The organism is Aequorivita viscosa, from assembly GCF_900106795.1.
Lineage (GTDB): Bacteria > Bacteroidota > Bacteroidia > Flavobacteriales > Flavobacteriaceae > Aequorivita > Aequorivita viscosa.
In genome coordinates, this window is record NZ_FNNS01000031.1 from 17,418 (window position 1) to 29,185 (window position 11,768).

Consider the following 11,768-nt stretch of genomic DNA (forward strand, 5'->3'; position numbering starts at 1 on the left):
AGGCTTTTGGATTTCCAAAATAATCAAAACTATTGACTTTCTATTTGGTATCTTTACGACTCATTCTAAAAAAAATATTTCTGTGATGAAAAAAGCAATCCCTTTTTTGATGCTAGCTGTGTTGGTTTCAGCTTGTAACAATTCAAAAGAAACCAAAACTGAAAATGAAGAAGAAATGAATACAACCGAGAATCCGCTACTGGCAGAAAGTACTTTGCCGTATTATGCACCGGATTTTACGAAGATAAAAAACGAACATTTCGAGCCGGCAATGCTTGCTGGAATTGAACAACAACGAAAAGCAATTGATGAGATCGCTGGTAATCCTGAAGAACCGACTTTTGAGAATACCGTTGTTGCCTTGGAAAAAAGCGGAGATTTGCTAAGTAGGTCGTTACAGGTCTTTGGAGCTCTGAGCTCTGCACATACAAACGATGAGCTTCAGGCAATCGATGAGGCAATGGCGCCCAAACTCGCTGCCCAGAGAGATGCAATCTACTTGAATGAGAATCTCTTTCAGCGTTTTAAAACGTTATACAACAAGAGGGAATCGTTAGACTTAGACCCCGAATCAAAGAAATTACTTGAGAATTACTACGAAGATTTCAAAATTGCTGGAGCAAACCTTTCTGCAGAAGACAAAGAGAAATTGAAGGAATTCAATTCTAAATTAGCAACACTTACTACGCAATTTGGAAAAACGCTTTTAGCAGCAAACAACGCGGGAGCTGTAACTTTTACGAATAAAGAAGATTTGGCAGGAGTTTCAGAAGATGTTTTGAAATCGAGAGCGAATGAAGATGGAAAAGGTTGGACTATTCCTTTGCTGAACACAACCCAGCAACCACTTTTGGTGTCTATGGACAACAGAGCGAGTAGGGAAAAGCTGTTTAAAGCTGCTTGGAATCGGGCAAATGAAGGCGATAACGACACAAGAGAAATAGTAAAAGAACTTGTAGCGCTTCGAGCGCAAAAGGCGAAGTTATTAGGTTTTGATACGTATGCGGCTTGGAGTCTTCAGAAAACAATGGCCAAAACACCTGCGAATGTAAATAAATTCTTCGGCGGACTTATTCCAGCGGGAACGGCAAAGGCACAAGCTGAGTCGGATGAAATTCAGGCGATGGTTAAAGCACAAGGCGGAGATTTTACTTTGGAACCGTGGGATTGGAATTACTATGCTGAAATGGTTCGAAAAGAAAAGTACGATCTAGATGAAGAGCAAATCAAGCCTTATTTTGAATTGAAGAATGTTTTGGAAAACGGAGTGTTTTACGCTGCTACAAAACTATATGGAATCACCTTTAAAGAGCGATTAGATATTCCTGCATATCACGAAGACGTTTTAATCTATGAGCTTTTTGAAGAGAATGGAGATCAACTAGGCCTTTTCTACGCTGACTTCTTTGCAAGACCGAGCAAAAGAGGAGGTGCTTGGATGTCTAACTTTGTTACGCAATCCAAATTGTATAATAGAAAGCCAGTAATTTACAATGTTTGTAACTACCCGAAACCATCAGAAGGAAACCCGGCTTTATTAACTTATGATGAAGTAGAAACCATGTTCCACGAGTTTGGTCACGCGTTACACGGCTTCTTTGCAGACCAACAATATCCTTCGCTTTCAGGAACTTCTGTAGCGCGTGATTTTGTAGAGTTCCCATCTCAGTTCAATGAAAACTGGGCGCTGTATCCTGATGTGTTGAAAAACTATGCTGTTCACTATAAAACAGGAGAGCGGATTCCTGAAGAGCTTATTGAAAAAATCAAAAACTCTGGCACTTTCAATCAAGGTTATAGTATTACTGAAAACTTAGCTTCTTCTAATTTAGATATGCAATGGCATACCATTTCGAGCACTCAGAAAATTGAAGATGTAATTGCTTTTGAAAAGGAAGCACTTAAGAAAACTAAACTGGACGTAGTTCACGCTGTACCGCCTCGTTATAGCTCAACGTATTTTGCCCACGTTTTTGCAGGCGGATATGCTGCGGGTTACTATTCGTATCTATGGACTGAAATGCTTCACCACGACGCCTACAATTGGTTTGAAAACAATGGTGGAATGACTCGTGAAAACGGACAGCGTTTCCGCGATATGGTGCTTTCTAGAGGAAATACACAAGACCTTGAAAAAATGTATAAAACTTGGCGCGGAGGAGATCCTAAGATTGGGCCAATGTTGAAGGCGCGAGGGTTGAAATAGGAAAACGGAAACGAAATCGAAAACGAAACTGAAATCGAAAACGATGTTGGGACGATTTGAATCACAATAGGGCTTGGTGGAAAAAGTCTTTAATTTTAAGTGATTTTATAAATCAAAAAAAGAACCACGAATTCACGAATATCATTTACTGATAAATTGTGAGTTCGTGGTTTATTATTTAAGATTGATTTTTTTTCATTAGTCATTAGTCATTAGTCATTAGTCATTAGCCGTTAGCCGTTAGCCATTAGCCATTAGCCATTAGCTATTAACCAATGGAGGTTTGGTACTTCGACTGCGATAGTATGACAAGTGATTGGAGTTATTTTATGTGGGATAGGATGGTGTCGGGATTGATGCTGGTGTAGTCGGCGAATTCGTAGATGGTGAGTAGGTGGCGGTCTTGTTTTTTGAAGTAGTTTCGGATTTCTTTGTTTAGGTCGAGGGCATAACGGTAGGATTTGTCAGTAAGCAACTGTATGTCCATAGGATATATGATAATACGGCAGGTTGTGGACCTGATTTTTCTCGGGTAGGGATCGATATGTTCGGGTGAATGGGACATAGCGTAAGAAGCATACTAGAGATTGTGTCGCTGGGTTGCACATGTAGTCTGGGGAGCTTAAATTATTTAACATAGTAGCATTATCCTAGGGGATGAGTAGCTTAAACGTAGCGAAAACCATACACTCGAGTAGCTTTAGCTAGGGGTGAATGTAGCACTAACTCGGAGTGACTATAACTATCTCTCTGGGTAACTATAGCCTTAATTTGTTGTGAGTAGTGCATTGAGTGGGGATGATGACGGGTGTTGGATGACGGGGGATATTATTTATTATTGTTATTATTTATTTGCGCGGAAATGGTTTTAGGGTTTGATGGCGAATTCCAATATTTTTTTGAGTTGAGAAATGGGTGCAAAGTTGTATGCCCTGTATTTTCTCTGCGCTATTTTGATTCTGGCGCTATTTCGGTAGTACATTTCATCTCCCAAATACATTAATAGAAGCGTTTTCATGGAATAATTAATTACATATTTAGGAAGGCTTCTGTTTTTTTCGACATATATTGCCAAAGCCATTTTACGGGAAGATTTGTAGGTTTCCACGATGTCAAAATACACTTCATAAATAACAGTATCCTCTCCCAAGAAATGATGTTTGTTACAAAGTTCCATAAGATTTCCCTCCCAAGGCATGATCCCGTTATGAAATGACCATCCGCTATCGTGGGGTGCAGTGACAAGTATTTCCGTGACCAATTTTTTTAGTTGTAATCGGCCTTTTGTAATAAAATGCAAACGGGGTGGCTGTCCGAGCTCGACTAGGGTAAAAAAAGTCTCTACTTATAATTGAGTTTATATGTCAAAAAAAACCACGAATTCACGAAAATAAAAACTTATAATTCGTGTATTCGTGGTTTATTAATTTAGGATTGACTTTTTTCCATTAACCATTAACCATTAACCATTAACCATTAACCATTAACCATTAGCCATTAGCCATTAGCCATTAGCCTTATTTCTTCCTCTTAGACTTTCCTTTTTTAGGATGTACAAGCTTCATTTCGTCAATCAGGTTTGTGGCGCCGGCGTATTTATCAACGATAAAAAGTACGTATCGAATATCAACCATAATGTTTCGCGATAAAGATGGATCGTAGTAATAATCGCTCATAGTTCCTTCCCAAACACGGTCAAAGTTCAAACCTATCAGGTTTCCGTGGGCGTCAATTGCTGGACTTCCAGAGTTTCCACCTGTGGTGTGGTTGGTTCCGATAAAGTTTACAGGGATTTTACCGTTTTCGGCATAAGGTCCGTAATCTTTACTGTTGTATAAGTCGATAAGCTTCTGAGGCACGTCGAATTCATAATCGCCTGGAATGTATTTTTCCATAACTCCGTCTAAGTGGGTTACAGGCTCGTAATAAACGGCATCGGCAGGAGAATATCCTTTCACTTGTCCGTAGGTTACACGCATTGTGCTATTGGCATTAGGGAAGATTCTAGCATCCTTCGGACTAAGTTCTAACAACGCTTTCATATAATCACGCTCTAGGCCAGAAATATTCAGTCTTAATGCTTCATAGTCTGGAGCAATTTTAGTGAAATAAGCATCGGCCATATCTCTAGCAACTTGATATCCAGGATCCTTCTCTAGCTTAGCCATAACGGTTTCAGCATCGCCTTCTAATAAAGCTTTAAACGATTCAAAATTTGTAAATGCTGAGTTGCTATATACATCTTCAGTCAGCCTTTCTACATCCATGTTTTTAAATGAATCAGGTAGAAAACGTTCGTCAACTTTTTCAGCATATAACGCGATAAGAACTTCAAAAACGTCTTTATCAACTTTGCTGCTATAGTCTTTATACTTTACATTCATAGAAGCAATCAGGTTGTCTCTTCTGTCGTTAAACGATTGTTCCCCGCGATTTTCGTATGCTTGTTTCAATTGATAGACTTGGAATGCAGTGGTAAGTAACTCTACATTTCGCAAGGCGGTTTCTAAAAAGTATTCACGAGCTAGGGAATAAGGCTCTATTTGAGTGTAGTATGTTTCAAACTGAGGCAATAGATTTCCATATTCCGCTTGCTTGCCTTTCTTTTTCATTTGTGCAGTAAGGTCGCGCTCTTGATCCTTTTTAATGCCAACAGCATTCGATTTTGTTAAACCAAGGGTTTCGCCTCTCCATTTTTTCCAGTAGTTCGCGATTCTAGCAAACTTAGAAGCATATTGAATTTTAATCTGCGGATCGGCACGCATATATTCGTCTACAATTGCCAAAGCCGCATCACGAATAGCGATTCGCGCTGGGTTGATAGTTTCTACTATTTGTTCTAAAGCTACCGATGGCAAGTACTCGTCTGTAGATCCTGGAAAGCCAAAAACCATTGTAAAATCGTTTTCAGCTACACCGTCCAAAGAAATTGGTAAAAAGTGTTTTGGAGTGTAGGGCACATTGTCTTCGGAGTATTCTGCAGGGTTGTTGTTCTTGTCTGCGTAAATTCTGAATAAAGCGAAATCACCTGTATGTCTAGGCCATACCCAGTTGTCAGTATCGCTTCCAAACTTCCCGATAGAAGAAGGTGGCGCGCCTACCAAACGAATGTCTTTAAAGGTTTCAACTACAAAAAGCATGTATTGGTTGCCTTCGTAAAAAGTTCGAACTCTGTTTTCTTGGTATTTTTCTTTAGGTGAGTTTTGTACTACCTTGGCAATGTTCGCCTCAATGATTCCTTGCTTGTCAGCCTCGCTCATTGTTGCCGTTGTTCCTTCCAAGATTTTTTCGGTCACGTCTTCAATTTTGATAATAAAAGTAGCGGTAACACCAGGGTTAGGCAATTCTTCTTTCAGGCTTTTTGCCCAAAATCCGTGTTCAAGATAGTCGCTTTCTAAAGAGGAATGCTTTTGAATTTGAGAATACCCACAGTGATGGTTTGTAAGTAAAAGTCCTTGGTTACTAATCATTTCACTAGTACAGCCACCGTTAAAGTGTACAATGGCATCTTTTAGACTGGAGTTGTTAACGTCGTAAATATCTTGGGCAGACATTTTCATACCCAGATTTTTCATTTCTGTTTCGTTCATTCCGTCTAAAAGCGAGGGGATCCACATACCTCCTTGCTGAGCAAAAAGAGGGACTGATAAAAAGATAAAGAGAAGGCGTAATAATTTCATATAAATCGTTTTTTGATAATTGCTTGCAAGATAACAATACGGAAGGGAAAACGAAATCGAAATCGAAATTCAATTATAGCTTAAGTCAGTCTTTTGAAAATTATAATTTAAAGTTAAGGTTTCTTATTTAATTGGTCAGGAAATCTCATACACTTAGTTTTGAAGCTTAGAGATTTAATTTTTTGGAGTTAAAAAGATGTGTTTTTTGAAGTCTATTAAGTTATTCAAGTCTCTATTAAACTAAATAGTATTAAAAATTTAAAATTCAATTATGTTTAAATCGTTAAAATTAAAAAGCCTATTCTTGTTTGTAACTGTTTTAGGTTCAGTAGCCTCATTCGCACAAGAAAATGAAGTGAGTGATGCTGAGTTGAACAAGTTTGCTGATGCATACATAAACATGCAAATGCAAAATCAAGAAGCGCAACAAGAAATGATTGCCATTATTCAGAATGAAGGTTTGAAGGTGGAGCGTTTCAGTGAAATTGATCAAGCTACTATGGATCCTAACAAGGAAAGCGATGCTACTCCTGCCGAGCTGAAAATGCACGCCAATGCTACCGATAAAATGAAGAAAATGCAGCCTGCATTAGAGAAAAAAGCTATTGAAGGAATAGAGTCTAAAGGACTAACATTTGAGCGTTTTCAAGAGCTCGCGACAGTAATTCAGCAAGACCAAAGTTTGCAACAACGTCTACAAGATATTTTGATGAAAAGTCAAGGGCAGTAATTTATTGCTTAATATTTTAAATCTCAGGGAAGTCGTTTTGGCTTCCCTTTTTTTTGGTCTCAAATAGAGTTAAAACTATGTGCTTTAGTGCATCTCACTTTCCTCGAATGACTCGGGGCTAAAAAGATTTACCACGAATCTCACAAATTATAACGAATTTACTCGTTTCTTGAACATGTGAGTGCAAATGATTCTCTGTCTATTTCACGAATGTAGTAACTGCCTGCCAAGGCGCGACAAATCTGTTTTAAAATAATTCATAGTGGTTTATTTAAGAATTGTGACTCAGGCGTAGGAAAGGGTATTGGTTTACATCCTGATGGGTAGTATTCTTTTTTCCAAGTACAAAACTTTAACTTGGATTATTTCCTTGCAATTGGAATTATTCCATAGTTTTGTAATATGCAAAACAAGTCCATACTACATCTCGATTTAGATACATTTTTTGTGTCGGTAGAGCGATTGCTAAACAGCGAGCTGCTCAAAAAGCCTGTATTGGTAGGAGGTACGGGGAATCGTGGGGTTGTTGCGGCTTGTAGTTATGAAACCCGAAAGTTTGGAATACGTTCTGGAATGTCTATGAAAATGGCACGGCAACTATGTCCTCAAGCCATCGTGATACGAGGGAACTCAGGAACTTATATGAAGTACTCCAATTTAATAACGGATATAATCCGAGACACCGTTCCTGTATTTGAAAAAACAAGTGTAGATGAGTTTTATGTAGATTTAACGGGAATGGATCGCTTCTTTGGCAATTACAAGTTTGCCACAGAACTTCGCAAAAGGATTATTAAAGAATCTGGTTTGCCCATTTCTTTCGGACTTTCTCAAAATAAAATAGTTAGTAAGGTTGCGACAGGAGAGGCAAAGCCCAACAACCAGCTTAAAATAGATAGCGGTTTCGAAAAAGCTTTCTTGGCTCCTTTACCCATTCGTAAAATTCCTATGGTTGGCAAAGCTTCGGCTCAAACTTTAATTCATTTAGGAATTGACCGCATAAAACTAATACAAGAAATGCCTGTGGAAATGCTTATTTCCGTAATGGGGAAAAATGGGCAAACCATTTGGAATCGCGCCAATGGTATAGACAATACGCCTGTTACTCCCTATTGTGAGCGCAAATCGATTTCCAACGAACGCACCTTCAATATGGATACGATTGATGTGCAAAAACTTCGCGATACCCTTATTGCTATGGTCGATACGCTTTGTTACCAATTGCGATTGGGCAATAAAATGACGGGATGTGTTTCAGTAAAAATCAGGTATTCCGATTTCCAAACCTATAACAAGCAAATTCGAATTCCCTACACCAGTGCAGACCATATTCTCACGCCAGTGGTTATGGAGCTTTTCAATAAACTTTATAACAGACGGATTTTAGTGCGATTAATAGGCGTAAAGTTTTCACATTTGGTGGGTGGGCATTATCAAATCAGTCTTTTTGACGACAATGAAAAAACATTAAATCTATATAAGTCTTTAGACCATATCCGAAATCGTTTTGGAGCGGGAAGTATAATGAAAGCGTCCACACTAGATGTTCGCTCTGTAATCTCTGGGCGCAATCCATTTGATGGCGAGCCTCCCGTTCTGTTAGCACATAGACAGCAATAATGTACACGAACTGCCATACATATTACTCGTTGCGCTATGGGGTGCTTTCGGTACTCCAATTGTTGGAGTTGGCAAAAAAAAACGCTGTTGAACAATTGGCGCTTACCGATATAAATAGTACTTCGGCTTGTTTGGAATTTATACGAGGAGCAACCAAAGAAAACATTAAACCCATTGTGGGTGCCGATATCCGTAACGGAAACACTCGGTGTTACGTTTGTTTGGCAAAGAACAATCACGGGTATTTGGAGATAAATCAATTTCTTACCCAACACTTACACAGTCATAAGGAGTTCCCAGAAATTCCACCTTCATTTTCAGATGTTATTGCCATTATTCCTTTTGAAAAAGTACTGGAGTTTGAATTGGAAACATTTGCGCCCAATTGGTACATCGGGATTTCTGTAACAGAACTGAACAAGCTGAAGTTTTCACACCTCAAATCGCACACAGATAAGTTGGTGTTATTGCAACCCGTAACCTTTTGCAATCAAGTCCATGTCAATATTCACAGGTTATTACGTTGTATAGACCTTAACATTGTCTTGAGCAAATTGCCAGAAGCAGAACAGGGAGCTACAAAAGATAAAATGTATTCCTTAAAGGAACTTGACAGCTTGTTTGAGGGTTTTGAGCATATATTGTCCAATACGCAAGCAATTTTAAATACCTGTACAATTGACTTTAAATTTGATGAGAAGCGAGAGAATCAGAATCAAGCTACTTATTTAGAAAATGCTGAAGCAGATTACAATCGGTTGATAGCTTTGGTTGAAGAACGAATAGAATCTCGTTATAAAACCGTCGATTCTAAAATCACCGAGCGTATTGAAAAGGAACTCAATGCCATCCGTCAGATGGATTTTGTGTCTTATTTTCTCATCAATTACGATATTGTTCAATATGCAGTTAAAAACGATTATCCTTACATAGGTCGGGGGAGTGGTGCCAACAGTGTGGTGGCTTATGTTTTGGGAATTACGAATGTAGACCCCATAGAACTCGACCTTTATTTTGAACGTTTTATAAACCTATATCGTTCTTCTCCCCCCGATTTTGATATCGATTTTTCGTGGAAAGATAGGGACGATGTAACCCGTTATATTTTTGAACGGTTTCCTAACACAGCTTTAATGGGGACGTATGTAACCTTTCAATACCGCGCTGTTATTCGCGAATTGGGAAAGGTGTTTGGACTGCCCAAAGCAGAGATAGACGATTTTATTAAAGGCGACAAACAGAATAAGAAAAACGACCATTATTTTAAATTGGTTTTAAAATATAGCAAGCTTATACATGGGTTTCCAAATTATTTGAGTGTGCATTCTGGCGGGATTGTTATTACTAAAAATCCTGTACAAGCCTATTGCGCCACCTTTATGCCTCCAAAAGGTTTTCAGACTTTACAAATTGATATGCACATTGCAGAAGCTGTAGGTATTTTCAAATTTGATATTCTCGCACAACGGGGACTTTCAAAAATTAAGGATGCCATTGAACTCATAAAAGAGAACCAACCTAATGCAACCATTAAAAACATTGATGATACCGCCCCTTTTAAAAATGATCCAGCAATTAATGACTTACTGAAAGTGGGGGATTGTATGGGCGTGTTTTATGTAGAATCGCCTGCCATGCGCACTTTGATGACGCGGTTACAAACTCAGGATTATTTAGGGCTTGTCGCAGCTAGTTCTATCATTCGTCCAGGAGTTACAAACGGAGGAATGAAAAACACCTATATAGAACGCCATCGCTTTCCCGAAAAACGAACAGAAGCACATCCCGTACTTATGGAAATAATGTCCGATACTTATGGCGTGATGGTGTATCAAGAAGATGTTTTAAAGGTAGCGCATTACTTTGCTGGTCTTAGCTTGGCGGAAGCAGATGTATTGCGAAGGGGAATGAGTGGCAAGGGCAGGAGCAAGGAACAGTTTGATGCACTAGAGAAAAAGTTTTATGAAAACTGTAAAGCGAAAGGATACACTCCAAAAGTAATTGAAGAAGTCTGGGATCAAATCAAAGCCTTTGCTGGTTATGCTTTTGCGAAAGGGCATTCGGCTTCCTATGCAGTAGAAAGTTATCAGAGTTTATATTTAAAAAAGTATTTCCCTTTGGAATTTATGACTGCGGTGCTAAATAATGGCGGCGGATTTTACAATATAGACACCTATATCAACGAAATATTCAGATGTGGAGGTATCGTTGAATCCCCTTGTATTAACAATAGCGACCACGGTAATTGCATAAAAGGAAAAACGGTCTACTTAGGTTTTGGAATGACAAAAAACTTGGAACACAGAAGTGTCCAGAAAATACTTAATGAAAGACAAATGTTTGGCTTCTTCAAAGATTTCAATGACTTTTTGGATAGGTGTAAACTCGGTTTGGAGCAACTGTTATTACTCATTCGTTTAAATGCTTTTAGAAGTTTAGAACCCAACAAACACAAGTTGATGTGGTTTGCGCATCTTAGCCATCATTCAATAAAAAATAAAGAACTTCAGCCTCAATTATTTAAAGCCAAAAGAGTTGATTATAACTTACCGACATTAAAAAGCGAACAGATTATTGATGCCTATGATAATTTAGAACTATTGGGGTTTACGCTTCACGATGATTTCAGATTTATAAAACCAGGCGAATATCCCATAAGCAACGCAAGAGATTTAAAGGACTTTGTAAACAAACAAATTACAATTCTCGGGAAATTAGTAACCTCAAAAACCACCAAAACTTCTAAAGGAGATTATATGGCATTTTCCACATTTCTAGATAGAGAAGGTAAGTGTTTTGATACAGTTCAGTTCCCAAAAGTAATGGCAAAATATCCCTTAGCAGGAATAGGTGTCTATTGGATTAAAGGAACTGTTAGTGAAGATTTGGGCTATTATGCAATAACAACCACCCAGATCGTCAAAGTACCTAGACTTCCAGACCCAAGATTCGCCGAGGAACAAAAAACTCAGAAATCGGTTTCGAGTTGAGTCGCTAAGATGTTGGGTTACTAGAGTTATTAAATTACTGTTTACTGACTCACCGTCCCTTCTAAACAAAAGAAAAGAACCCATTACAGGTTCCTTTCCCTTCTTATTAAAAAATAATTTATATTTCCGTTTGCGTAAATGCAAATGGAAGTTTCTGTAATTACTCTTTTATTACTCTAAAGGTATGAGCTTCGCCACCGTGATTAAGAGTTACAAGATAAACACCAGAAGCAATGTTTCCTGCCATAGGTACAGTTACTGTATTAGCACTGCAATCTAAAGTCTGCTCGTAGATGCTTCTTCCTGTCAGGTCGCTAATGCTAACCAATAATTGCTCCCCGTTTAATTTTGGTGCATTGATGTAGAATGTGTCTCCATTCAATGGGTTAGGGTAGAGGCGAATACCTGAAAGCAAGCTATTGTCATCAACTCCAAGACGTTGCTCTGTTCTTATAGAGAAACGGTCTGTTGCAATGCTCAACGAATTGTTTGCGTCTACAGAGAAACTGTAAACATTATCTCCTGCCTCTAATATTGTGCTT

Annotated in this window: 8 protein-coding genes; 4 read left to right on the forward strand and 4 right to left on the reverse strand. The window is 38.5% G+C overall.

Going from position 1 to position 11,768, the window contains the following annotated elements:
* Nucleotides 1-85 precede the first annotated feature (85 nt).
* The gene (locus BLW28_RS14185) at nt 86-2,206 is read left to right on the forward strand and encodes a M3 family metallopeptidase (protein ID WP_073221499.1); all 2,121 of its coding nucleotides are present in this window, start codon (nt 86-88) and stop codon (nt 2,204-2,206) included.
* Between the two features lie 322 nt (nt 2,207-2,528).
* Here BLW28_RS14185 and BLW28_RS15825 read toward each other — a convergent pair whose 3' ends face one another.
* The 3 genes from BLW28_RS15825 to BLW28_RS14195 form a co-directional block, all read right to left on the reverse strand.
* Entirely contained in the window at nt 2,529-2,693 is a 165-nt protein-coding gene (locus BLW28_RS15825; RefSeq protein WP_159431787.1) for a hypothetical protein, read from the reverse strand.
* A gap of 381 nt (nt 2,694-3,074) precedes the next feature.
* On the reverse strand, nt 3,075-3,467 hold the full coding sequence (locus BLW28_RS14190; RefSeq protein ID WP_143036901.1) for a hypothetical protein: 393 nt from the start codon (nt 3,465-3,467) through the stop codon (nt 3,075-3,077).
* A 256-nt stretch (nt 3,468-3,723) separates the two neighbouring features.
* Nucleotides 3,724-5,886: a S46 family peptidase gene (locus tag BLW28_RS14195; RefSeq protein ID WP_073221493.1), complete on the reverse strand. Its 2,163-nt coding sequence runs from the start codon at nt 5,884-5,886 to the stop codon at nt 3,724-3,726.
* A 271-nt stretch (nt 5,887-6,157) separates the two neighbouring features.
* On the opposite strand from BLW28_RS14195, the gene BLW28_RS14200 reads away from it, so the two are divergent.
* From BLW28_RS14200 to BLW28_RS14210, 3 genes are all read left to right on the forward strand, one after another.
* Nucleotides 6,158-6,616 carry a DUF4168 domain-containing protein gene (locus BLW28_RS14200; RefSeq protein ID WP_073221490.1) on the forward strand — a complete coding sequence of 153 codons (459 nt, stop codon included), beginning with the start codon at nt 6,158-6,160 and terminating at the stop codon, nt 6,614-6,616.
* Nucleotides 6,617-7,018: 402 nt separating this feature from the next.
* Nucleotides 7,019-8,236, forward strand: a complete 1,218-nt coding sequence (gene dinB, locus BLW28_RS14205; RefSeq protein WP_073221488.1) for a DNA polymerase IV — start codon at nt 7,019-7,021, stop codon at nt 8,234-8,236.
* A complete protein-coding gene (locus BLW28_RS14210) occupies nt 8,236-11,226 on the forward strand; it encodes a DNA polymerase III subunit alpha (protein ID WP_073221485.1) in 2,991 nt (996 codons plus the stop codon). The genes dinB and BLW28_RS14210 overlap by 1 nt, the downstream gene beginning before the upstream one ends.
* Before the next feature lie 160 nt (nt 11,227-11,386).
* On the opposite strand, the gene BLW28_RS14215 is transcribed toward BLW28_RS14210, so the two are convergent.
* A partial coding sequence (locus BLW28_RS14215; protein ID WP_143036902.1) for a T9SS type A sorting domain-containing protein occupies nt 11,387-11,768 on the reverse strand: 382 nt, incomplete at its 5' end.

Excerpts from the sequence above, each read along its gene's own strand:
- BLW28_RS14185 (WP_073221499.1), top strand. The coding sequence starts at position 86 with ATGAAAAAAGCAATCCCTTTTTTGATGCTAGCTGTGTTGGTTTCAGCT.
- BLW28_RS15825 (WP_159431787.1), bottom strand. The coding sequence starts at position 2,693 with ATGGACATACAGTTGCTTACTGACAAATCCTACCGTTATGCCCTCGAC.
- BLW28_RS14195 (WP_073221493.1), bottom strand. The coding sequence starts at position 5,886 with ATGAAATTATTACGCCTTCTCTTTATCTTTTTATCAGTCCCTCTTTTT.
- BLW28_RS14200 (WP_073221490.1), top strand. The coding sequence starts at position 6,158 with ATGTTTAAATCGTTAAAATTAAAAAGCCTATTCTTGTTTGTAACTGTT.
- dinB (WP_073221488.1), top strand. The coding sequence starts at position 7,019 with ATGCAAAACAAGTCCATACTACATCTCGATTTAGATACATTTTTTGTG.
- BLW28_RS14210 (WP_073221485.1), top strand. The coding sequence starts at position 8,236 with ATGTACACGAACTGCCATACATATTACTCGTTGCGCTATGGGGTGCTT.